Raw genomic sequence first — 23,204 nt, 5'->3', positions numbered from 1 at the left:
CATTCTGCGTTGACTTCATAACATAAGCCTCCGCGTCCACGATCCTACCCCATCCAGAGCAGGAAAACGCATTTCTTGCGTTTTTGAGGATCTTTTTACGTTGTGAGCTGATTTTCTCCCGTCACAGGCACTGCAGAGGCCCAAACAAAATCAGCCTCACCGGACATATACCCTATCCGCGGCCACAGGATCAGCCGACCTTCCTGCCACACAGCTGGAAGACAGCGGGCAGCGGCAGAGGGAATGCCTAGTCTGCGCAGATCCAATCCATGCACGGCGTCCCCCAAAGGACCGATCACACTGTCTGCCGGAATATCATGCGTCAGAAGACGCCAGCGACCGTCCCAGACACAACCCTTCCGCGCCGCAATCGGGGCAGCAAGAGCGCGCTCCTCCCGCACGAGGATCACGCCGTTACCAAAACGCCCGGCCGGTTGAAGCTGGACTCCGGACAACGTCCCGCAGCCTTTGTCCAGCAACAGACGCATGGCCTCCCTGGCCGGCCGATAGGCTTTTCCCGAAACGAGCCGGATCAGAGCGGACAAGGTTTCTTCGTTCATCCCGGCCTGCTCCAGAAAAGCCCATCCTTCAGGATGCCAGACAGCATGCGATGCAAGATTTTCCGCCAGTTCTGCCTCGCGGCTTTGGCTCTCCTCCCGTGCCGTCAGATTGAGGGTCTGGACATCGCGTCTTTGCTGAAGGGTCAGATCCTGCCGCCACCGCACCCGCTCAAACCTTCGGTTGACATTCGAAGGGTCCTCGATCCATGGCAGTCCGGCGGCCTGCAAGGTCAATCGCAGGCGTGACGGGGCGAGTGTCAAAAGCGGACGCAGCAGTCGAATGCGCCCTCGCACCGCACTCCTCTGAATACCGCTCAACCCCAGAGGACCGCTCGCCCGCAGGCTTCGCATCCAGACAGTTTCGTCCTGATCGCCCGCATGATGCGCGACAAGAAGATCCAGACACCCGGCTTCAACGCAGGCCGCTTCCAGCGCCTCGAACCGGGCCTGTCGCGCCCGTTCCTGCAACCGGCCTTTCGGAAAGGGCGCGAGCGTCAGAAGGCGGGCTGGTACATCCATGGCGGCAAGCCGTTCAACCGTCAGCCGTGCTTCGATAGCCGATTCAGGCCGCAGGGCATGATCCACCACGAAGGCCACGACATTGCGACGCCAACGGCGAGCCAGAAATGCCAGCGCCATGGAATCGGCGCCCCCTGAAACGGCAAGGGCGACTGGCGCGTCCGGGATATCTGGCGGCCAAGCGCCGAGATCCGACATCAGATCATGAAATTCGCATTCCCCGACCGGTAGGTCGGGTCCTGTTTCCAATGGCACAAAGTTCAATGACAGGCCGCACGGCTCCGAAACGTCGTCTCGGCGGTCTTTACCCGCGGCGCAGGAGTTGGAAATTCTGATTTCAGCTTGTCGAGAGCCTGGCAGGCCGAGCCCTTGTCGCCGAGCGCCAGCATCGAAGCCGCCACACCCAGAAGAGAATCCTGCGCCTTCTGGGACTTCGGGGCCTTCGTATAGGCGTCATAATAGGCGACCGCAGACTGGCGATACTGCTTCTGTCCTGCCAGAGACTGAGCCAGAAGGAACTGGGCATCAACCTTGCCGGACAGACTATGAGCAGTTTTCGCGGCGAAGCGCGCATTGCTCTCCGCATCTGTATAGTTGCCGGATCTGAGGGAAGCATTACCGATCTTCAGCGCATCCAGAGCGGTCTTCGGCTGCTCGGGAGCGTCTGGAGTGGCGGCAGGGGCCTTGTCCGCGGCAACTCCCGGAGTTTTGGCTGGAGCAGGTGTTGAAGCCGCGCCACCCCCGTTCTGGGAAGCAAACTGCATGTCCGAAATCTGCTTGGACACATTAGCCTGATTGTCGCGGACAGAGTTGCTGAGCTGATCCAGTTCGCCGCGCATCTGGCGGTTCTGTTCTTCCAGAGCCGAAACACGTTCCAGAAGCTGCGCCGTCAGGTTGCCGTCACCCGCCGAAACTGGGGCCGCCGCCGTGGCACTGGGGGCGCTCAGGCCGCCGCCATTCTGAACCTGCGAAAGTTGCTGGCGCAGGGAGGCAATCTGGTCCTGAAGGGCAATGGCTTCGCGTGAAGAAATTTCTCCGCTATCCGGCGCATCCTGCGCCACAGCCGGGAGGACGGGCGAAAGGACGGAAAAAGCCGTGCCCAGAAAGACGGCACGTAGCGAACGGGACAGCACCATAACGGATCTCCTGAGACAAACTCGCACTCACGGGCACGCTGGCAAGTCATGCGTGCAACAATGGTCCAGTCATAAAACAGAAACGGCCGGGGGATAATCCCCCCGGCCGCTCATCATCTCAGTCCGTCAGGCCTGAAACGTCGGTTCAGCGAACAGACGTGATGGCGTTACGGTTCTGTGCCCAGGCCTGCTCATCGTCGCCATCGGCGGTCGGACGATCCTTGCCGTAGGAGATCGTGGTGATGCGCGAAGCGCTCACGCCCTTGGCGACCAGATAGTCACGGGCGGCGTTTGCACGACGCTGGCCGAGAGCAATGTTGTACTCTTCCGTGCCGCGGTCATCGCAGTTGCCAGCAACCTGGATGCTGACCTGCGGGTACTTGGCGAGCCATGCAACCTGCTTGTCCAGCGTAGCGCGAGCTTCTTCGGAGAGCTGGGACTGGTTCAGCTCGTAGAAGACGCGATCGCCAACATTGGCGACCAGATCGGCTTCGCTGCCGGGCGTCGGGCCGGCTTCCTGAGCGACGGCGCCTGCGCCGTTGCTGTCACCCTTGTTGGTGTTGCCGTTGGAACAGGCTGCGAGAACAAGCGCCAGACCGAGCGCGCCAAATACCTTGAACTTCATGTGTCTCAATCCTGAGAACGGCCCCACAAATGGAACCGAATGCGGAAAATGCCGCGTTATTCCGGACCACGTCTTTCCTGTTCGCAACAGACAGGAATCGGTTCCGATCCCTGCATGCCTCACCTGAAAACCAGTGGCCATAAGCGCCCATACTCATGACTCGAATCACGGGTCAAGTGTCGTGTTAACGTCGGTTAAATGTGAAAAGTTCGATTCATATTCGGAACCAGAAATTTCGGCATAAATGTCACAGTAATTCTGATAAATGTGGCAGAATTCTGCCATATCATCGAAACCAGCGTACTTTCACGCTCCTGAAACATGCGTTACCTGCGTAGCTGCCCAGCGTTACGCTCGTAGCATGGGGAGACGGAAAGATCACCTCCGTCATCCTGACGAGTCCGTCAGCGGCAAAAATCTCGACCGAACTCCGATCCACAATGACCCGCAGACGAACGGCTCCATCCTGCAGGGAAAGGGGCGCTATATGCCGCGTCGTAAAGGCCGCGTCCGGCACAGGAACCCCTGATCGACTGCGATCCACGATCAGTTCCTGACGTGCGGAATCATAAAGGATCTCGGTTCCAAACCTGCCGTCCTCCGTCGCTGCCACAGTCAGCACCGCCACATCTCCACCCGACTCAATGAGCATTTGCAGATCAAGAACTGCATCCGCGAAATCCGCACAGTCCGCAGCACTGTCCGGAAGCCTCCAGAGCGTCCCCGCCTCAGGACGGATTTCAGCAGCAACGAAAACCTCTTCCGGGTCGCCAAGACTGACCGGCTTTTGCCTTATCAAAAACGTGCTGTCCTTCTGCCGCGCAAGAGACAGATGCGCTGGAAGCGTCATCTGGCCGCGCCACGGGACAGTCGGAGTATGGTTGGAGTAATTCCAGTTTCCCATCCAGCCGATGCTGACAGGCGTGGGTGTTCCAGCAAAACAGACAATCGCATAGTTGTCTGGTCCGTAATCCATCCAACGATACTGCCACGGATCATCTGTGGCCGTTGGGTGCTCTGCCGGGGTGAAGGTCGTGCCGTCGAAATCTCCGACGTAATAGAATGTCCCCGATCCGCCGGTCAGACCACCGGGATTGACGCTAACGATCATTACCCATCCAAAACTCCCGGCCTCGCCCTCAATGGGTAGACGCGCCAGAACCGGCACCTCCCACAGCATCTCCGGCGTATGGTAACCGGGCGGGCGAAAGTCACTGAGGAACTCCCAGTTCAGAAAATCAGTGGAGCGGAAGAGTTTGACTATCTGCTGTTCGGCCTCAACCGCCGTTAGCACCCAGTATCCGCCCTCTTCGTACCAGCACAGCGCCGGGTCCCGAAAATTTCGTGATGCAGGATTAAGCGTCAGAACCGGATTGTGAGCGTAGCGGGTCCAGTGCGCTCCACGATCCAGACTGACCGCAACCGAAACCGCCTGCGTACCGTCTTCCTGCTCGCCCGGCATATCGCGGAACACGCTGGTGTAAAGCGCCAGAAGCGGAGGATTTTCGTCTGTTCCTAGACCGCTGCGATTGTCGCGGTCGTAAATTACCGTGCCGGAATAGATCTGCTCCTGCGGTGTGGAAGGCAGCGCAATCGGTTCTTCCTGCCAGTGCAGCAGATCCCGGCTAGTGGCATGGCCCCAGGAAATATAGCCCATGACGGGCTCGACCGGATTGTGCTGGTAAAAGAGGTGATACACACCATCAATCAGGATCGGCCCGTTCGGATCATTCATCCAGTTCCGGGCCGGGGCATAATGCAGCAGCGGGCGCCACTGCCGTGTCTCCTGAAGGGACATGGGGAATTCTCCTGTTCAAGCAGTCCTTGCGACGCCTGACAGGAAAAAGGGTTCCCCGCCCTTTTGCAAATCCGCGCCCCCCCGAACCGGAAGCGCGGAATACAGCGTCAGCCGTTGCGCGGCGACCAGGCCGGATCGGACGCGCCCGTCGAGGTCCGGATCGGACGCTCGTTAAAGCCCGTAATGTCGATCGTGCCGATCCCCGATGCGAAGCCTGCACCGCCTGCACCGGATGCGCTCTGGCGACAGAACGCCAGCACACGACCATTGGGGCAGAACGTTGCGCTATCAACAGTAAAGCCCTTCGTCAGGATGCGTTCACCGCTGCCATCAGGGTTCATCACACCGAGCGAAAATCCGCCGCCGCCAATACGGGTAAAGGCGATCAGGTCTCCACGCGGGGACCAGACAGGGGAACCATACTGGCCGGTGCCATAGGAAATCCGCTTCGCCGGACCACCCGACGCACTCATGATATAGAGCTGTGGGCTGCCACCACGATCAGAGTTGAACACGATCTGGCTACCATCCGGGCTGAAGCACGGACTGGTATCGATTGCGCCATTGGAATTGGTGATCTGCCGTTTCGCACGCGATGCCAGATCGACAATGAAAATATCCGACCCGCTGCCACGCGTGGCGGACAGCACGACAGAGCCACCGGTCGGCGAAAAGCGAGGCGCAAAAGAAATGCCCGCGAACTCACCCAGAATCTGCTGACGACCGGACGCCAGATCGAACAGATACACGCGCGGACGGTTGTTGGCGTAAGACATGAACGCAATCTGGTCACGCACCGGGTTGAAGCGCGGCGTCAGCGTCAGCCACTCACCGTTCGTCAACATCCGTTCGTTGGCACCATCCTGATCCATCAGGGCCAGACGCGTGATCTGGTGATGGCGCGGTCCGGTCCGGGCGATATAGGCGATGCGCGTGTCGAAGTAGCCCTTCTCGCCCAACATCCGCTCATAGATCACATCTGCGATGATATGCGCGATGCGACGCCAGTTGGACGTCGAGGCCGTGTAGGCCGTGCCCTGAAGCTGCTGGCCGGACAGCACGTTCCACAGACGCATCTCAACGCGCACACTGCCCGAACCGATCGCCTGTCCGGACACGGCCGCACGGGCGCCCTGTGCCTTGAGCGCGCTGAAGTCGGGCGTGGAGCCGGGCGGCACGTCGCCGCTCATAACCTTGAACAGGCCGGTGCCGTTCAGGTCGGACGTGATGACACCGGAAATCTGCTCACCCAGCCCCGCCCCGAAGTTCGGGATGACAATGGGGATCGGCTCCTGACGGGCCTGATCGACGGTGATTTCGGCTTCACCGGGGCCAGAGGCGGCAGGAGATTGGGCAAAAGCGGCCAGAGGCGTTGCCAGAAGACCGCCAGCGGCAGTGGCTCCCAGAACGGAGCGGCGCGAAAACAGCGCGCTCAGGGCCTCGGCGTCAGTATCGGGAATGAAGGACATGAGACTTCCTCGTGGATTAAGGCCTGAAGACAAAACGCAGCTCATGCGTCTGACCAAGCATCTTGGAGGGAATAGGCAGATGGGCACAGGCGGGGCTCAGCACCGCATCCCGCGCCCGCTCCGCCAGAACGCGGTAAGACGGGTCGGAAGCCATTTTCGCAGCCGTATCAGGCGCAAATTTGACAATCCGCGCCTCACCGGTCGCATCGACGGTCACGACCATATGCGCGACAAAACTCGCATAGTTCCGTGCTTCGGTATCTTCGGAATAACAGCGCCGCACGGAGCCACCAATGGCTTTCTGATCTGCCATCGACAGCGACTTGGTGATGTCGCCATTCGGCACACCGCCCCCATTTGGCGCACCACCCTGCGGCGGATTGGCCTTTGCGGTCGGCGCATGGGTCTGCTTCTGATCGGCGCGAAAATTATCCAGCGTCGCCAGAAGCGAATGGCTATCCGCTTCCGTTTTCTTTGCCGCGTTTGGCTGCGTCATATGCGAGAATTTCGGCATATCCGGCAGCTTGTCGGCTTTCTGTGTCTGCGGGCTCGGCGGCGCAACCATCGTCGATTTCGACGGCGGTGACGGCGTAGGCGGCGATGCAGGCACAGGCTGCGGGGACTCATCCGTCATTTTTGGCGGAAGCTTGATGTCCGGCAGCTTCTGCGGCGGCGTCTCCGGCGGAGGCGGCACAGGCTGAGGCGGCGGAGGGGGCGGAGGCGGCTCTTCCGTCGGCGCCTTTAAAGGTGGCGTCGGAGACGGAGGGGCCTCGTTCTTCACAGGCGCAGGGGCCGGAGCGGGTGTAGAGGCCGGATGATCGGCCTTGACCGGATGGGTCGGCGGACCTGCCTGCTCGAATTCCATCTGTACCGTGGGCGGTTCAGGCGGTTCGGGCGGCTTTTCCGGCGGAATTTGAACAATCAGATACGCGATCAGCCCCAGATGAATGGCGACTGATCCGTAAAGCGCATGACGAAAGCGCCTGTTGTCAGAGCGGCGTGGACGGACCACGGCAGGCGCCTCTTACTGGCCGCTCTGGGGCTGCTGCGCGAGAAGCGCAACATGCGTGAAGCCGCCCGACGTGATCTGGCCCATGACCTGCATCACCTGTCCGTAGTCGATATGCGCATCGGCACGGACAAAAATGCGATGCGTCGGATCATTCTGCGACTGCGCCTTGAGCTGTTCGACCAGTTGGTCAGACGTAACCTGCTGGTCTCCCAGATAAAGCGAGCCATCCGTCCGCAGAGACACGGTAATCGGCTTGGAATCCGAATTGACTGGGCTGGCATCCGTCTTCGGCAGATCCACATTGACACCACTGGTCAGCATCGGCGCCGTCACCATGAAAATGATGAGCAGCACCAGCATGACGTCCACCAGTGGCGTGACGTTGATTTCCGAGGCGGGCCGACGCTTGCGGCGTCCGCCTCCTCCAGCCCGTCCTCCCGCAGACATCCCCATGGTTCAGGCCTTCCCGCCGGTCGTATCGTCCGCACGTTCCTCGGACTGACGCGACAGAATGGCCGCGAATTCAGTGCCAAAGGCTTCCATACGATCCGTGAACTTCTCGAACGAGTTGCTCAGACCGTTATAGGCGATATAGGCCGGGATGGCCGTCACGAGGCCAATGGCCGTTGCAAACAGGGCTTCGGAAATACCCGGCGCCACGACTGAAAGGTTCGTGTTGTGCATCTGCGCGATGGACGCGAAGGAATGCATAATGCCCCAGACCGTTCCGAACAGACCGACAAACGGCGCCACAGGGCCGATCGTTGCGAGAAAGATCAGACGGCGCGTCAGACGGTCGTTCTCACGCATGATGGTGATGTCGATGGCACGGTCCACGCGCTCGCGCACGCCACCCCGCGACAGGTCGATGCCGCCGATCCGGGCGGAACGACGCCACTCGCCCATAGCCGCGCCGAATACGGCCGCCATCGGATGGGTCGGACGCGCGCCGTCGGATTCGTAAAGATCGTCAAGCGATCCACCCGACCAGAAACGGTCCTCGAACTCGGTCGCCTCGCGGTTGACGCGCCGGATGAGAATGATTTTTTCCGCAATGATCGCCCATACGCCGACGCTGCACAGCAGCAGACCCAGCATCACCAGCTTTACAACGATGGAGGCGTGCAGGAACAGGTCCAGAGGCGAAAGACCGGTCGCACCGACCGCCCCAAGCGCACTCGAACTTACCTCATGATCCACTGTTCTCTCCTGTACAGATCCTGTCCCTTGCGGGTCAGGACTCTCCATTGCACTTCACGGGGAAACAGGAAAGTGGGTCAGACCTCTCCTGCCTCCAGTTTTCTTACTGCATCACGCCAGCGAGGCGGAATTTTGGCAGGTTTCATGTCAACGGCACTCAGACAGGCCAGTTCCACGTCGATAACCGTAGCCGTTTCGCCACCACCGGAATAATTCCGGACGGTCTGACAAAGTTTCAGCCGCGTCGGAGTCATAGCCTCCAGCGCCGTCTCGATTTCCATCTCATCATCGAGTCGGAGCGGAGAGCGATACCGGATCGCGGCCTGACGCACGACGAAAACCAGTCCAAAATCGTTCAGAAGCTCCGTGACCGACGCATCCGCATCGCGCATCGCCTCGCTCCGTGCCCGCTCGGCAAAACCGAGATAGCGCGCGTGATAGACGATGCCGCCCGCATCGGTGTCTTCGTAATAAACCCGAAATCTGATCTTGTGCGTGGCCATACTGTTTCTCCAGTCATGGTGTGCCCCTGCCCCGAACAATATTCAGGGATTTTCAGGGCGCAGAATCGTCCTGCTCAAGTGTCGAGAGCAGATCTACCTGGCTCGCTGGCGGGTTCAGACCGAGATGACGCCATCCCGCCTCACCCAGCATCCGCCCACGGGCCGTTCGCAGAACAAGCCCCTCCTGAATGAGGTAAGGCTCGATCACGTCTTCCAGCGTATCGCGCGCTTCGGCAAGCCCCGCCGCCAACGTTTCCACACCAACCGGGCCGCCGTGATGATGTTCGGCAATCCGCTTCAGATACCGCCGGTCCATTGCATCCAACCCGCGCTCGTCCACCTCAAGACGGCCCAGCGCTGCATCGGCCAAGTCCCGATCCACAACGGCATGCTTCGACACAAGCGCGAAATCCCGCACCCGACGCAGCAGGCGCCCTGCAATACGCGGCGTCCCACGAGACCGGCGCGCGATTTCCTGCGCACCATCATCCGTCAGGCGCATCCCGAGCTTCACGGCACCGCGCGAGACAATCGCCCGGAGTTCTTCCGGGGTATAGAATACCAGCCGCAGTGGAATCCCGAACCGGTCCCGCAAAGGCGTCGCCAGCAGACCGGCTCGCGTCGTCGCGGCCACAAGCGTAAACGGCGCCAGATCAATCCGCACAGACCGCGCAGCCGGACCTTCGCCGATAATCAGATCGAGCTGAAAATCTTCCATCGCCGGATAGAGGACTTCCTCGATCGCGGGCTGGAGACGGTGAATTTCGTCAATAAACAGCACATCGCGCGGCTGAAGATTCGTCAGAATCGCCGCAAGATCGCCCGCACGCTGGATCACCGGCCCAGACGTCGCCCGGAACCCTACACCCAGTTCCCGCGCGACAATCTGCGCCAGCGTCGTCTTGCCCAGCCCCGGTGGTCCGTGCAGCAGGACATGATCCAGCGCCTCACCACGCGCCCGGGCAGCCTCGATAAAAATAGCGAGGTTTTCCCGGCTGGCTTTCTGGCCCGTAAAATCCGCAAGAGTTTCAGGACGTAGGCTGCCCTCGCCCGTATCCTCAGGCTGACGGGCCGGATCGGTTTCGCGATAGTCATCGCTCATCGCGCGAGATCCCTCAGGCTCAGACGGATTGCCAGATCAAGCGTCGCATTCTCGTTTTCGGCCAGAACCTTACTTAAAACCGGCCACGCCTCGGCCCGACGGAACCCAAGCCCCGCGAGCGCCAGCAACGCATCATTCTCGACACTCGGTCCCGAGACGATCCCCGGCGCGGAGACGGTTCCGCCCCCACCCGGCATTTTCGCAACCTTGTTGCGTAACTCGCTCAGAATCCGGTCCGCCAGACGCGGCCCTACCCCGGCTGCCCGCGTCAGCGAGCCCTTGTCGCCAGCATTGATCGCAAGCAGGATCTCCCCCGGACTATTGGCCGACAGGATCGCCAGCGCCACTTTCGCGCCCACACCCTGTACAGTCGTCAGCAGACGGAACCAGTCCCGCTCATCTGTCGTCGCAAAGCCGAAAAGTTGGATCGCATCCTCGCGCACGATCGTCTCAATCAGCACGCGCGCCACGGAAGGCGGTTGCGGCAGCGTTGCCAATGTGCGGGTCGAGGCTGACACCACATAACCCACGCCATTGACGTCAACGATGCAGCGTTCACCCTCAATCTGCCCGACAAGCCCAGTCAGTTGTCCGATCATGCCATGCGCTTCCCGGCTACAACATGCGCCGCACTGGCCCGGTGATGGGCATGACAGATCGCAACGGCCAGTGCATCGGATGCATCGGCCTTGCGGATTTCAGCCCCCGGCAGCAGCCGCTTCACCATCATCGTTACCTGCTCCTTGGTCGCAGACCCGGTCCCGACCACAGATTTCTTGACCGTCATCGCCCCGTATTCCGCAACCGGCAGCCCCTCATAAGCAGGCGTCAGAAGCGCCACACCACGCGCATAACCGAGCTTGAGCGTCGAAGAGCCATTACGGTTGACGTAGGTTTCTTCAACGGCGGCCTCGGCTGGCGCATATTCGCGGATCAGCTTCTTCAGCGCCCCATGCAGTTCGCACAGGCGCAGCGGCACGGATTCGGACCCATCGGTCCCGATCACACCCGACGCCACATGCTTCAGGTGATTGCCGTCCACGTCGATGATGCCCCAGCCCATGAAACGCAGGCCGGGGTCAATGCCCATCAGGCGGATCAAGCAGCCAGCGCCTCGGCCACGTCGTCAGGAATGTCGAAGTTTGCGTAGACGGACTGAACGTCGTCATTGTCTTCCAGCACGTCAATCAGCTTCATGACGGAGCGTGCCTTGTCCTCATCCAGCGTCACGCTGTTTTCCGGACGCCAGTCGAGCTTGGACGACTGCGGTTCGCCAAAACGGGCCTCAAGCGCATCCCGCACGGCGAAGAAATTCTCCATCTCGCAGGTCACTTCATGGCCCTCTTCAGTGGTCACGGCATTATCCGCACCAGCCTCGATCGCCGCTTCCAGCATGTCGTCTTCAGACGCGACGTCCCTCGGATAGCTGATCACGCCCAGACGGTGGAACATGAACGACACCGAGTTCGTCTCACCCATCGAACCACCATGCTTGGAGAAGGCTGCCCGCACCTCACCCGCCGTGCGGTTCCGGTTATCTGTCAGACCTTCGACGATGATCGCGACGCCAGCCGGGCCATAGCCCTCGTAACGGACTTCGACGTAATCATCACCACCAGCCGTTCCGGAGGCCTTCTTGATGGCGCGTTCGACATTGTCCTTGGGCATGTTGACTTCACGCGCCATGGCCAGTGCAGCGCGCAGGCGCGGGTTGGACGCCGCCTCGGGCAGACCCGAGCGCACTGCAACCGTGATTTCCCGCAGGACCTTGGCGAACTGCTTGGCCCGTTTGGCATCCTGCGCACCCTTGCGGTGCATGATGTTCTTGAACTGTGAATGACCGGCCATCGGTCGCTCCTTCCTCTATCTGCGTGTCAGAGGCTCAGACGAGCCTGCCATGACAATGTTTGAACTTCAGACCCGATCCACACGGGCACAAGGCATTGCGTGGCGTTTCGGCATTCCAGCGCTGAAGCGTCTCGGCATCAGGCTCTTCCCCTGCGGAAACGGCCTGCGAACGCGGCATGAACGGCATTGCAGGCGAGAAAGACGCCACCGGGCCCGGCGCCGGAATTTCCGACCCCGTCGTACCCTGCGCGAACAGCCCGGCCGGCTCTTCGGATGGGCCAGACGCCTCGGTGTTGATGACCGGGAACGGCGGCGGCTCGGAGACGGCCTGAATGCGGCACATCGTCTCCGTCACGCGGACCCGCATGTCGTCGAGCATCGCCGTGAACATCTGGAAGGCTTCTTGCTTGTACTCGTTCAGCGGATCGCGCTGACCGTAAGCCCGCAGACCGATGCCCTGACGGAGCTGGTCCAGCCCATGCAAATGCTCTTTCCAGACCGCATCGAACGTCGTCAGCACGACCTGCTTTTCAATCAGACGCATCAGTTCGGGGCCCATATTGGCCGTCCGCGCTGCCTGTGCCTTCGCGGCTTCGGCCTGAATGCGCTCAATCACGCTTTCAGAATCCATACCGTCTTCCTTCGCCCAGTCCGCGATCGGCAGATCCAGGTTCAGAACACGGGAAACCTCGCGAGTCAGCCCCTCCGTATCCCACGCTTCAGCGAAGGATTTTTCAGGGATATGAGCATGCACCAGATCTTCGATCGTATGCTCGCGCAGCTCCGCAATCACACCCGACAGGTCGTCTGTCGCCATGTATTCGCGGCGCTGGGCATAAACCTCTTTGCGCTGGTCATTCATGACATCGTCATATTTGAGCGTGTTCTTGCGCATGTCGAAATTGCGCGCTTCAACCCGCTTCTGCGCTTTTTCCAAGGCCTTGTTCAGCCATGGATGAACGATCGCCTCGCCTTCCTTGAGACCCATTTTCTGCATCATCGCGCCCATGCGATCGCTTGCAAAAATGCGGATCAGATCGTCTTCAAGCGACAGGAAAAAGCGCGAATTGCCCGGATCGCCCTGACGACCCGAACGACCGCGGAGCTGGTTGTCCACACGGCGGCTTTCATGGCGTTCCGTGCCGATCACATACAGACCACCCGCCTTGTGAACCTCCTCGTGATGCTCCTCGACGCTCGCACGGATGTCCTGCTCAACAGCCTCACGTTGCGCCTCGTCTTCGACGTTCTCGATACTGGCCTTCACCAGCATCTCGATATTGCCGCCGAGTTTGATGTCGGTTCCGCGGCCGGCCATATTGGTTGCAATCGTGATCGCACCCGGCGCACCCGCCTGCGCGACGATGATGGCTTCCTTTTCATGCTGCCGGGCATTGAGCACGTTATGCGGAATGCCGCGCTGCGTGAGGATATGGGAGAGATATTCGCTCTTCTCGATGGAGGTCGTTCCCACGAGAATGGGCTGGCCGGTCTTGTGGATATCGCGGATCAGATCCGCCACGGCATTGAATTTCTCCGCCCCCGTCAGATAGACCTCATCATCCGTGTCGACCCGCTGAACCGGCAGGTTCGTCGGGATTTCCACCACATCAAGGTGATAGATTTCCGCAAATTCGTCAGCCTCGGTCATGGCCGTTCCGGTCATGCCGGACAGCTTCGGGTAAAGGCGGAAATAGTTCTGGAAGGTGATGGAAGCGAGCGTCTGGTTCTCCTGCTGGATCTCCACATGCTCCTTGGCTTCCAGCGCCTGATGCAGACCGTCCGAATAGCGGCGTCCGTCCATCATACGACCGGTGAACTCGTCGATGATGACAACCTTGCCTTCACGCACGATGTAATCCACGTCCCGCGTAAACAGCGTGTGCGCTCGCAGAGACTGCTGCACGTGATGGACGACGGCCACGTTGTGAATGTCGTAAAGCCCCCCTTCCTGAAGCACTCCGGCCTGTGCCAGAAGCTCCTCAACGCGATGCGATCCTTCCTCGGTCAACGTGACCGAGCGCAGCTTTTCGTCCTTGTCGTAAACGTCTGGCTCCTGAACGAGCTTCACGACCACATCATCGACGGAGCGATACAGGTCGGAGCTGTCATCCGCAGGACCGGAAATGATAAGCGGGGTGCGTGCTTCGTCGATCAGGATGCTGTCCACTTCGTCCACGATCGCGTGGTTGAACGGACGCTGCACCATATCGCCGAGCGAATATTTCATGTTATCGCGCAGGTAGTCGAAGCCGAACTCGTTATTCGTCCCGTAGGTAATGTCCGCAGCGTAGGCCTCGCGACGCTCACCGTCGGACAGGTTCGGTATGATCACACCCGTCGTCAGCCCGAGGAAGCTGTAAAGAACAGACATTTCCTCGGCATCACGTCGCGCAAGATAGTCGTTCACCGTGACGACATGCACACCCTTGCCGCTCAGCGCGTTCAGATAGACCGCAAGCGTTGCAACAAGAGTCTTGCCCTCGCCGGTCCGCATTTCCGCGATCCGGCCGCCATGCAGAACCATGCCGCCAATGAGCTGCACATCGAAATGACGCTTCCCCAGAACCCGCAGAGACGCCTCACGGCAGACTGCAAAAGCTTCCGCAAGCAGACCATCAAGGGTTTCGCCCTTCTCAAGTCGCTCCCTGAACTCGATCGTCTTATGGCGAAGCTGCTCGTCAGAGAGGGCCTGGACCGCAGGCTCCAGTGCATTGATCTCGGGCACACGGCGCTGATACGCCTTGAGCGTGCGATCGTTGGCAGAACCGAAAAGGGCGCGGGCGAGGCGTGCGAACATGCTGAACCTTGAGATGCCGAAGGCCCGGAACGCCAGTTCTTTCCATAATCGAAAAGAACCGCACACCGTGCCGTCAGGATTTTCACGTATGCTGGAAATAGGACCGGGGCCGCGCAGGGTCAATGGAGAGGCCCCCGAGAAGCCCGATGAAATGTCCTCATTGTCATTGCACTGTCACATCCAGCGCATAGAACACAGCTTATGCAGTACCCTCGTGAAGGAATGGTAACAGAGCGCACCCTTGCAGGGCGGACCAGCCTTTGTCATGGTGCAGACCATCCTTTTTTCAGGTTACATCCGAGGTAGTCCCCACATGCGGCTTTCCCGCTCCAATTTTGCTCTTGCCGCTCTTCTGGCCGGCACATCAGTCGCAGCATCGACGGCCTTCGCCGCTCCTGCCGCGGCTCCCGCAGCGACCCCGGCTACAACGGCTCCTGCCGCAGCCCCCGCAGCCAACCCGGACATGCTGATCGCCACCGTCAACGGTTCGAAGATCACGCTCGGTGACGTGCAGCGCGCTGCTGGCAACCTCCCCCCGCAGGCCCGGCAGATCCAGCCGTCCGTTCTAATTCCGCTGATCGTCAACCAGCTCGTTGACCAGAAGGCCGTTCAGATTGCTGCCGAAAAGGAAGGCCTGAGCCGCAAGCCGGACGTGAAGGCTGCCATGGACGCGGCTGCCACGAACGCCCTGCAGAACGCCTATCTGGAAGAAAAGGTCGGCCCGCTGGTCACCGATTCCACGCTGCACGACTTCTACCAGACGCATTACGCGAACAAGAAGCCGGAAGAAGAGATCCACGCCCGCCACATCCTCGTGGACAGCGAAGCGCAGGCCAAGGACATCATCGCCCAGCTCAACAAGGGTGCTGATTTCGGCAAGCTCGCCGCACAGCTCTCCAAGGACAAGGGCTCGGCTGGTGCAAATGGCGGTGATCTCGGCTGGTTCAAGAAGGCTGACATGCTGCCGGCCTTCTCCGCCGCCGCCTTCGCCATGAAGCCGAACACGATCACCCAGACGCCTGTTCACACCCAGTACGGCTGGCACGTGATTCAGGTTCTCGCGACCCGCACGGCCCCGATTCCGACCTTCGACCAGGTGCATGACCAGGTCCGGCAGGAACTGATCCGGGACAAGGTGCGTGACATCGTACAGAACGCCGAATCCCAAGTGAAGGTCGTTCACTACGACTCACAGGGCAAGGTTATCCCGGACGCGGCTCCGGCTGCTGCACCTGCAAAGAAGTAAGACCATGGCAAAGCCGCTCCCCGTCTCTCCGCTCGCTCGTCCACTCCCGGACCTTGCAACGATTGCGGGCGTGCGGCTTTCCGCCGTTGCCGCGGGCATCCGCTATCAGGGCCGTACGGACCTGATGCTGGCGGAATTCGTCCCTGGCACGATTGCGGCAGGCGTCTATACCAAAAACGCCTGTCCCGGCGCTCCGGTCCTCTGGTGCCGTACTGCGCTGACAACACCCTATGCCCGCGCCCTGCTCGTCAATGCAGGCAACGCGAACGTCTTTACTGGTCGCGCCGGAATGCAGGCTTGCTCCGACTGCGCTGACGCCACCGCACAGCTTCTCGATTGCCCTCCGCAGGACGTCTTTCTCGCCTCCACAGGCGTCATCGGCGAAAAACTGCCTCAGGACCGTATTATTGGCGCCCTGCCCGCCGCGAAGGCCGGTCTGAACGAAAATGGCTGGGCGGACGCTGCCCGCGCCATCATGACGACGGATACCTTCCCGAAGGCCGCACGCCGCGATGTGAAAATTGCTGGAACGCCTGTCCGTATTCAGGGCATTGCCAAGGGATCGGGCATGGTCGCCCCCGACATGGCCACGATGCTGGCCTATGTCGCAACCGACGCAAAACTGCCGCAAAACATTCTTCAGTCCCTGCTGGCCTCTGGCTGTTCCCAGAGTTTCAACGCCATCACCGTCGATTCGGACACGTCCACGTCGGACATGCTGATGCTGTTCGCCACCGGACTGGCTGACAATCCCGAAATCGACGATATCAACGACCCCGCTCTCGCCGAATTTACCCTTGCGCTGAACGACCTCCTGCTGGAACTCGCGCTCATGGTGGTCCGCGACGGCGAAGGAGCGACGAAGCTCGTCCGCATCGGCGTCACGGGCGCTGAAAGCAATCTTTCCGCCCATCGGATCGCGCTCTGCATCGCCAATTCTCCCCTCGTGAAAACCGCCATCGCGGGCGAAGACGCCAACTGGGGCCGTGTGGTCATGGCCGTTGGAAAAAGCGGCGAACCTGCGGACCGCGACCGGCTTTCCGTCGCTATCGGCGGGACGTGGATCGCTAAAGAGGGTGGCGTTGTCGAAAATTACGACGAAGCCCCCGTGGTAGCCCACATGAAGGGTCAGGAAATCGAAATCGTTGTCGATCTCGGCCTCGGTGACGGCGAAGCCCGCGTCTGGACTTGCGATCTGACGCATGGCTACATCGACATCAACGGCTCCTACCGCAGCTAGACGCTCCCAACACGTCAGCGAGAGCGGGGCTTGTGCGGTCCCGCCTCTGTCGATAGCAAAATCTGTTGTTGATATACTTCAGGCGCTCGCAAAACCGGGTGCCGTTCCGCACCTGATATAAGGAAAATGTCCATGTCTGCTGCAGCTCGCGTGCTTGTTCTTGGCGGTGGCGTCGGTGGGCTTGAAGCCGCTGCGGCTCTGGGCCGTCACCAGAATATTTCCCTGACACTTGTTGATCGCAGCCCCGTCCATTACTGGAAGCCTGCCCTTCACGAATTCGCTGCGGGCACCATGCAGCATCAGGGCAACTGCATCCCCTTCACCGAAACGGCAGCCAAATTCGGCTTCACCTTCGTTCAGGGCAGTCCCACGACGGTCAACCGTGACAACAAAACTGTCTCGCTCGATACGGGTGCCACGTTGCCCTACGACTATCTGGTGGTGGCCCTCGGTTCGCGTGCGAATGATTTCGGCATCCCCGGTATCGTCGATCACTGCATGTTCATCGACAGCCTGAACGACGCTGATGCTCTGTTCGCCACCTTCCGCGAAGCGGTTCAGAAAGCCCGGACGGCTGGCGAAAAGCTCTCCGTCGGCATTGTGGGCGGCGGTGCGACGGGCGTTCAGCTCATTGCTGAACTGTGCAAATCCATTGACGATGCCCGCGGTCTCGGCCCTGCCGTTCGCAAATCCCTGCTGAACGCTGTGCTGATCGAAACCGGGCCTCGCATTCTTCCGGCCTTCCCCGAAGCCGTCTCCTCGGCAGCTGCACGCCAGCTCGAAAATCTCGGCATTGCCGTCCGCACCGAAGCCATGGTCGTTGGTGCGGACGAAACGGGTTTCAGCCTCAAAACCGGTGAGCATATTCCCGCCAGCCTCCGCGTCTGGGCCGCTGGCGTCCGTGCCTCTGATGCCACGAGCCTCCTGGAAGGTCTCGAACGCGGACGCTCAGGCCAGCTGGGCGTCACCACGACACTTCAGACCACGCAGGACCCGACCGTCTTCGCAATCGGCGACTGCTCCCGCATTGACGCCGCACCAATTGCACCCACGGCACAGGCTGCACGGCAGCAGGGCCAGTATATTGGTCGCGCCCTGCCGGACATTATCGCTGGTAAGACGCCTGCCCCGTTCGCTTATAACGATCGTGGCGCCGTCGTGGCCCTTGGGGACTATAACGGCTGGGGCATGCTGGACGCCAAGCGCAGCTTCGGTGGCGGTCTGCTCTCGGGTCTGGCTGCACGTCTGCTCCATGAAGGACTGTACCGTCAGCATCTTGCGGGCATTCTGGGCATCACCCCGACGGCCTGCAGCACGCTGCGCGAGCATCTTTCTCCGGTCAAACCTGATCTGGGGGGCTGAAAACCCTTTTCAGAATTCCGTCAAAGGGGGAATGTGGAACGTAGTGTCCCCAGACCCTGCGTCCCCTGTTCCGAGGATTCATGAGCCCTACCGATCTCTCCCCGCCCTTTGACAGGCTTCTGACCGACATCGAAGACACCCTGCTGGAAAAAGGGTTCGCCTTCCTTCAGGCCCAGACCACACGCCCGCTGCTCGATCATGAAGGTCTGACTGACTGGCAGGGCTTCGCAGAGAGCTGGAATCATCTGGGTCTTGATCGCTACATGGCGGATGGTGGCCGTTACCGCCGCCGCCGTTATGCGACTTTCGCCGTTTCGGGCGAGACCATCACACGCAAGAAACATCAGCCCCATTACCAGAGCCGGGACTACAACCTGCTCAATGGTGGTGTTGAGCGCTGGTTTCCGGCCGTGGTGGATTCGACTGCATCCCACCCCGCCATGACAGCCGCCATACGCACCATCAGCACAATCGCGGATGCCCTGACCCCGCCGACGGAAAAGCCCCCGTCATGGCATGTGGAAGTACATCAGTTCCGCATCGAGGCCCGCCCCGGCAATGAAGGACGCCCCACGCCCGAAGGCCTGCATCGCGATGGTGTGGACTGGGTTCTGGTCCTCATGGTCGCCCGTCACAACGTGGAACAGGGCGTCACTACGATCCACGATATGCGCAAAGAGCCTTTGGGGTCTTTCACCCTCATCAACCCGCTCGATGCCGCAATCGTAGACGATCACCGCGTCTATCACGGTGTTACAGCGGTGCAGCCCGTAGATCCGTCGCAACCGGCCTATCGGGACGTGTTGGTGGTTACGCTGCGCCATGAATGACATCAAAACCTTCACAGATGCCCGTTTTCAATTCCGTGTTATGACAGGTCTTATGTCCATCCAGCAGATTCCTTCCAGTCGTGCAGCGGTTCTGGCCCTGTCCTTCATGCTTCCCGCAGTTCTGTCCTGTGCGGACGCTGCGACGGGCAGAACACACCACCACACGCGCCACGCCGCGCAGCCCGCCAATGCGGATGCAGCGCCCGTCATCCTGACAGCGCATCCGGGCACGAAGCTGGATGAAGACGCCCGTAAACTGAACGAAGACGATCTTCAGGACGCGGCCAAACATCACGATCAGCCAGTCGTGCTCGTCGGCTCCGCATCGCTCTCGTCCGGCAAGAATGACGAAGCCCTGTTCGTCCAGCTTCAGTCCGCCCGTCTCTGCGGCTCCGCAGGCTGCACGACCTCGGTCTACCTGAAGCACAATGACACCTGGAACACGGTTCTGGACTCGGTGAACGGCGATATCTCCGTCCTGCCCACACGCCATAAGGGTATGCACGACCTTCTGGTCAGCCCGAATGACCGCTGGGTCTGGAACGGCAAGGAATATCAGGACACGCTCAGCGCACCGCCGATGCCAAAATAACCGCTGATTTTTCTGGAAATTCTGGAGCGGGCGAGGGGAATCGAACCCCCGTGTGCAGCTTGGGAAGCTGCCGTTCTACCATTGAACTACGCCCGCACTCGGCACGGACCATAACTGCTTCACCCGTCTTTCGCAATCCACCCCGTCCGAACTGCAGGGTGTTGACGCAAAACCGAAATACAGCCCATAGTCCGGGTGTCACAAACGCCCTTGGCGTGACTGACCCTCGTGATTTGAGCGGCCGGCTTGCGGCGAGGTTAAAGAATTGCGCTAAAGAGGCCCTGCGTCGTTATCGAACGATTCCCAGGACTTCCACGGCCCGCCACATGCGCCCTTCCTCTACGAGGGCGTCTTATGGAGGGACACATCATGTCTTCAGAAAACTGGCGCACCGCCACGCGCCTCCTGCACGAAGCCCCTAACCGCACCGAATTCGGCGAGACGTCGGAAGCGCTCTTCCTGACATCTGGCTTCGTCTATGACAGCGCCGAACAGGCCGCCGCGACCTTCACAGGCGACGTCCAGCACTTCCAGTATTCCCGCTTCGGCAACCCGACCGTTGATACGCTTCAGGAGCGCCTCGCACTCCTTGAGGGCGCTGAAGCCTGCGTTGCCACCGCAACTGGCATGGGCGCCGTCTCCTCCGCCATCCTGTCGCATGTGAAGGCTGGCGACCGCGTCGTGGCCTCCCGCGCCATTTTCGGCTCCTGCTACTGGATCGTGACCAATCTCCTGCCCCGCTACGGCATCGAGACCGAACTGGTGGACGGCACGGACTACGACGCCTGGGAGCGCGCCCTGTCCAAGCCGACGGCTGCGGTTCTGATCGAAAGCCCGTCCAACCCGATGCTCGACGTCCTCGACATCGCGCGCGTGGCCGAATTGACGCACAAGGCTGGCGGTCTGCTGATCGTGGACAACGTGTTTGCAACACCGCTCGGACAATCCCCGCTCAAGCTGGGCGCCGATGTGATCGTCTATTCCTGTACGAAACATATCGATGGACAGGGCCGCGTGCTCGGTGGCGCGGTACTCGGTTCCAGCGCATGGATCAACGAGACGCTTCAGCCCTATACCCGCAATACCGGCAATGCTCTGTCGCCATTCAACGCCTGGGTTCTGCTCAAGGGTCTGGAAACGCTCCAGCTCCGCACGGATGCCATGGCCCGCAATGCCGCTGCCGTGGCCGATGCGCTGGCCGAACTGCCGGGTGTCGTTCAGGTCCGCTATCCGGGTCGCGCCGACCATCCGCAGCATGACCTCGCCAAAGCCCAGATGAGCAATGGCGGCTCCATGGTGGCGTTCGTGGTGGACAAGGGCCGTGAAGGCGCATTCGCCTTCATGAACGCCTTCAAGGTCATCGCGATTTCCAACAATCTCGGCGACGCCCGAAGCCTGGCAACGCATCCCGCCACGACGACCCATATGCGCGTCAGCGAAGACGAACGCGCACGTCTTGGCATCACGGACGGGGCCATCCGTCTCTCCGTCGGTCTGGAAGATGCGGCAGACCTGATCGACGATCTCAAGCGTGGTGCCGCAGCAGTTGCGGCCCTTGCATAAGTTTTCCTGACAAAAAGCCGGGATGGCTTTACAATGGTCTTATGCCTGACAAGTCATCCCATCCCCTTCTCCATGCCGATCCCGAAACAGCGCTCGCTGAAGCCATGGAAACTGCGCCCTGCTTCAGCAAAACCACGGACGACGTGACGGTCACGGTCCGGACCTTCTGGCTGGACGACCAGTCCCACCCCGAAGACCACCAATATGCGTGGGCCTATCACATCAGCATCGAGAACGAGCGGAAGGACACCTTCCAGCTTCTGTCCCGCTCCTGGGAAATCGTGGATGGATTAGGCCGCAAGGAACATGTTCATGGTGATGGCGTCGTGGGCGAACAGCCGGTGATCGGCCCGCAGGAACAGTTCGACTATACGTCTGGCGCCATGCTGACCACGCCCTCGGGCTTCATGCACGGCACCTACCATATGCTGGAGCCACGTTCGGGCCATCGCTTTGACGTCAGCATTCCAGTGTTCAGTCTCGACAGCCCCCACGACAGCACACTGATCCACTGACAGGCCGTGCCGGGGAGCCTTAGGGAACAATGCGGAGAACAGCGCGGGCAGAAGCACGACCTTGACGTCTCTGCCGTCCCGGCCCATTCCTCCCCCATGCGTATCGCTGCCCTTCTTCTCGCTGCCGGTCGTGGCCGGCGCTTCGATGCGTCCTCACAGAACGGGGACAATTCTTCCAAGCAGTTCCGGATGCTGCGGGGCAAACCCGTCATCCGCAGAGCCGCCGAAGCCCTCCTGCCGCATGTGGACGTGCTGCTGCCGGTCGGGGACGATCCTCTGCTGGCCGACAGCCTGAAAGGGCTGGACGTTTTGCCGCCCGTCTGTGGCGGCGCGGAACGCCATGACAGCGTGCGCAACGGTCTTGAAGCCCTCGCAGCCCTGCCCGAACCGCCCGATCTGGTGCTGGTCCATGACGGTGCCCGCCCCTGCGTCCCGGCAGAGGTGGTGCAGAACGTCATCGAGGCCCTGAGAACCCATGAGGGGGTGATCCCGGCCGTCGCCGTCATCGACACGATCAAGAAGGCCGCCGACGGCATCATCGTCGATACCGTCCCGCGTGACGGGTTGTGGCGCGCCCAGACCCCGCAGGGTTTCCGCTTCGGCACCCTGCTCGAACTTCACCGCACCCTGCGCGATGCCCGCACCGACGATGCCGCCCTGCTCGAACAGGCTGGCCATCCGGTGGCGATCGTTCAAGGGTCGGAAGACAATATCAAACTGACTGTTGCGGAGGACCTGATGCGTCTTGAAGGTGTGATTGACCGGAACCTGCTGCCTCGCGTCGGACTGGGCTATGACGTCCATGCCTTCGAGGAAGGCCGCAAGCTGATCCTGTGCGGCATCGACGTGCCCCATACCAAGGGCCTCGCCGGACATTCCGACGCCGATGTGGGCATCCACACGCTGTGCGACGCCATTTACGGCGCACTGGCCGAAGGCGATATCGGCCGCCACTTCCCGCCTTCGGACAATGAATGGAAGGACATGGACTCGGCCCGCTTCCTGATCCACGCCGGCGAGCGCATCCGCGAGCGCGGCGGCTTCCTCGTGAACGCAGACGTCACGCTGATCTGCGAACGCCCCAAGATCGGCCCGCACGCCGAAGCCATGCGCAACCGTCTAGCCGATCTGCTGAAGGTCAGCGTCAGCCGCATCTCGGTCAAGGCCACGACATCGGAACGCCTGGGCTTTACGGGCCGCGAAGAAGGCATCGCAGCCACCGCGACCGTCAGCATCATGGTCCCGGATAACGGGGAAGCCTGACAGTTCGTCCCGCTCACTCAC

Annotated in this window: 22 protein-coding genes, 1 tRNA gene and 1 riboswitch; of the genes, 8 read left to right on the top strand and 15 right to left on the bottom strand. The window is 60.8% G+C overall.

What is annotated here, in order from left to right:
• Positions 1-95: 95 nt before the first annotated feature.
• The 14 genes from tilS to secA all read right to left on the bottom strand — a co-directional run bounded on the left by tilS (position 96) and on the right by secA (position 14,572).
• Positions 96-1,277 carry a tRNA lysidine(34) synthetase TilS gene (gene tilS / locus HKD21_RS03640; RefSeq protein ID WP_194254246.1) on the bottom strand — a complete coding sequence of 394 codons (1,182 nt, stop codon included), beginning with the start codon at positions 1,275-1,277 and terminating at the stop codon, positions 96-98.
• A 62-nt stretch (positions 1,278-1,339) separates the two neighbouring features.
• Complete coding sequence (locus HKD21_RS03635) at positions 1,340-2,215, bottom strand: tetratricopeptide repeat protein (RefSeq protein ID WP_194254245.1); 876 nt, start codon at positions 2,213-2,215, stop codon at positions 1,340-1,342.
• Positions 2,216-2,360: 145 nt separating this feature from the next.
• Positions 2,361-2,840 (bottom strand): peptidoglycan-associated lipoprotein Pal, encoded by a 480-nt coding sequence (pal, locus tag HKD21_RS03630; RefSeq protein WP_194254244.1) that lies wholly within the window; start codon positions 2,838-2,840, stop codon positions 2,361-2,363.
• Between the two features lie 286 nt (positions 2,841-3,126).
• Positions 3,127-4,638 (bottom strand): glycoside hydrolase family 32 protein, encoded by a 1,512-nt coding sequence (locus HKD21_RS03625; RefSeq protein ID WP_194254243.1) that lies wholly within the window; start codon positions 4,636-4,638, stop codon positions 3,127-3,129.
• 107 nt (positions 4,639-4,745) lie between these two features.
• Entirely contained in the window at positions 4,746-6,107 is a 1,362-nt protein-coding gene (gene tolB, locus HKD21_RS03620) for a Tol-Pal system beta propeller repeat protein TolB (protein WP_194254242.1), read from the bottom strand.
• Positions 6,108-6,123: 16 nt separating this feature from the next.
• Positions 6,124-7,119 carry an energy transducer TonB gene (locus HKD21_RS03615; protein WP_194254241.1) on the bottom strand — a complete coding sequence of 332 codons (996 nt, stop codon included), beginning with the start codon at positions 7,117-7,119 and terminating at the stop codon, positions 6,124-6,126.
• Positions 7,120-7,131: 12 nt separating this feature from the next.
• Positions 7,132-7,572, bottom strand: coding sequence for a protein TolR (gene tolR / locus HKD21_RS03610; protein ID WP_194254240.1), 441 nt, complete (start codon positions 7,570-7,572; stop codon positions 7,132-7,134).
• Positions 7,573-7,575: 3 nt separating this feature from the next.
• Positions 7,576-8,367 (bottom strand): protein TolQ, encoded by a 792-nt coding sequence (tolQ, locus tag HKD21_RS03605; RefSeq protein ID WP_194254239.1) that lies wholly within the window; start codon positions 8,365-8,367, stop codon positions 7,576-7,578.
• A gap of 29 nt (positions 8,368-8,396) precedes the next feature.
• Entirely contained in the window at positions 8,397-8,822 is a 426-nt protein-coding gene (gene ybgC, locus HKD21_RS03600) for a tol-pal system-associated acyl-CoA thioesterase (RefSeq protein WP_228120894.1), read from the bottom strand.
• Positions 8,823-8,874: 52 nt separating this feature from the next.
• Positions 8,875-9,924 (bottom strand): Holliday junction branch migration DNA helicase RuvB, encoded by a 1,050-nt coding sequence (ruvB, locus tag HKD21_RS03595; protein ID WP_194254238.1) that lies wholly within the window; start codon positions 9,922-9,924, stop codon positions 8,875-8,877.
• Positions 9,921-10,523: a Holliday junction branch migration protein RuvA gene (gene ruvA, locus HKD21_RS03590; protein WP_194254237.1), complete on the bottom strand. Its 603-nt coding sequence runs from the start codon at positions 10,521-10,523 to the stop codon at positions 9,921-9,923. Before ruvA ends, ruvB begins: the two co-directional genes overlap by 4 nt.
• The gene (ruvC, locus tag HKD21_RS03585) at positions 10,520-11,026 is read right to left on the bottom strand and encodes a crossover junction endodeoxyribonuclease RuvC (protein ID WP_041111979.1); all 507 of its coding nucleotides are present in this window, start codon (positions 11,024-11,026) and stop codon (positions 10,520-10,522) included. Before ruvC ends, ruvA begins: the two co-directional genes overlap by 4 nt.
• Positions 11,023-11,772, bottom strand: a complete 750-nt coding sequence (locus HKD21_RS03580; RefSeq protein WP_194254236.1) for a YebC/PmpR family DNA-binding transcriptional regulator — start codon at positions 11,770-11,772, stop codon at positions 11,023-11,025. Before HKD21_RS03580 ends, ruvC begins: the two co-directional genes overlap by 4 nt.
• Positions 11,773-11,806: 34 nt before the next feature.
• On the bottom strand, positions 11,807-14,572 hold the full coding sequence (gene secA, locus HKD21_RS03575) for a preprotein translocase subunit SecA (RefSeq protein ID WP_194254468.1): 2,766 nt from the start codon (positions 14,570-14,572) through the stop codon (positions 11,807-11,809).
• A gap of 313 nt (positions 14,573-14,885) precedes the next feature.
• On the opposite strand from secA, the gene HKD21_RS03570 reads away from it, so the two are divergent.
• The 5 genes from HKD21_RS03570 to HKD21_RS03550 all read left to right on the top strand — a co-directional run bounded on the left by HKD21_RS03570 (position 14,886) and on the right by HKD21_RS03550 (position 19,842).
• Positions 14,886-15,818, top strand: a complete 933-nt coding sequence (locus tag HKD21_RS03570; protein ID WP_194254235.1) for a peptidylprolyl isomerase — start codon at positions 14,886-14,888, stop codon at positions 15,816-15,818.
• Between the two features lie 4 nt (positions 15,819-15,822).
• Positions 15,823-17,058 carry a bifunctional glutamate N-acetyltransferase/amino-acid acetyltransferase ArgJ gene (gene argJ, locus HKD21_RS03565; protein WP_194254234.1) on the top strand — a complete coding sequence of 412 codons (1,236 nt, stop codon included), beginning with the start codon at positions 15,823-15,825 and terminating at the stop codon, positions 17,056-17,058.
• 132 nt (positions 17,059-17,190) lie between these two features.
• On the top strand, positions 17,191-18,420 hold the full coding sequence (locus tag HKD21_RS03560) for an NAD(P)/FAD-dependent oxidoreductase (protein ID WP_194254233.1): 1,230 nt from the start codon (positions 17,191-17,193) through the stop codon (positions 18,418-18,420).
• An 80-nt stretch (positions 18,421-18,500) separates the two neighbouring features.
• On the top strand, positions 18,501-19,250 hold the full coding sequence (locus HKD21_RS03555; protein WP_194254232.1) for a 2OG-Fe dioxygenase family protein: 750 nt from the start codon (positions 18,501-18,503) through the stop codon (positions 19,248-19,250).
• 52 nt (positions 19,251-19,302) lie between these two features.
• The gene (locus HKD21_RS03550) at positions 19,303-19,842 is read left to right on the top strand and encodes a hypothetical protein (protein ID WP_228120892.1); all 540 of its coding nucleotides are present in this window, start codon (positions 19,303-19,305) and stop codon (positions 19,840-19,842) included.
• 22 nt (positions 19,843-19,864) lie between these two features.
• On the opposite strand, the gene HKD21_RS03545 is transcribed toward HKD21_RS03550, so the two are convergent.
• A tRNA-Gly gene (locus HKD21_RS03545) sits at positions 19,865-19,938 on the bottom strand.
• 119 nt (positions 19,939-20,057) lie between these two features.
• A riboswitch (SAM riboswitch) is annotated at positions 20,058-20,137 on the top strand.
• A 74-nt stretch (positions 20,138-20,211) separates the two neighbouring features.
• Between HKD21_RS03545 and metZ the strand changes: the two genes are divergently transcribed.
• From metZ to HKD21_RS03530, 3 genes are all read left to right on the top strand, one after another.
• The gene (gene metZ, locus HKD21_RS03540) at positions 20,212-21,405 is read left to right on the top strand and encodes an O-succinylhomoserine sulfhydrylase (protein WP_194254231.1); all 1,194 of its coding nucleotides are present in this window, start codon (positions 20,212-20,214) and stop codon (positions 21,403-21,405) included.
• Between the two features lie 41 nt (positions 21,406-21,446).
• A complete protein-coding gene (apaG, locus tag HKD21_RS03535) occupies positions 21,447-21,920 on the top strand; it encodes a Co2+/Mg2+ efflux protein ApaG (protein ID WP_194254230.1) in 474 nt (157 codons plus the stop codon).
• A 96-nt stretch (positions 21,921-22,016) separates the two neighbouring features.
• Positions 22,017-23,183 carry a bifunctional 2-C-methyl-D-erythritol 4-phosphate cytidylyltransferase/2-C-methyl-D-erythritol 2,4-cyclodiphosphate synthase gene (locus tag HKD21_RS03530; protein ID WP_194254466.1) on the top strand — a complete coding sequence of 389 codons (1,167 nt, stop codon included), beginning with the start codon at positions 22,017-22,019 and terminating at the stop codon, positions 23,181-23,183.
• The last annotated feature ends 21 nt before the right edge of the window (positions 23,184-23,204 follow it).

It is taken from the genome of Gluconobacter cerevisiae (assembly GCF_015244675.1).
GTDB classification, from domain to species: Bacteria; Pseudomonadota; Alphaproteobacteria; order Acetobacterales; family Acetobacteraceae; genus Gluconobacter; species Gluconobacter cerevisiae.
Note: the sequence above shows the minus strand (reverse complement) of the source record. Positions and strands in the feature narration are given on the sequence as shown.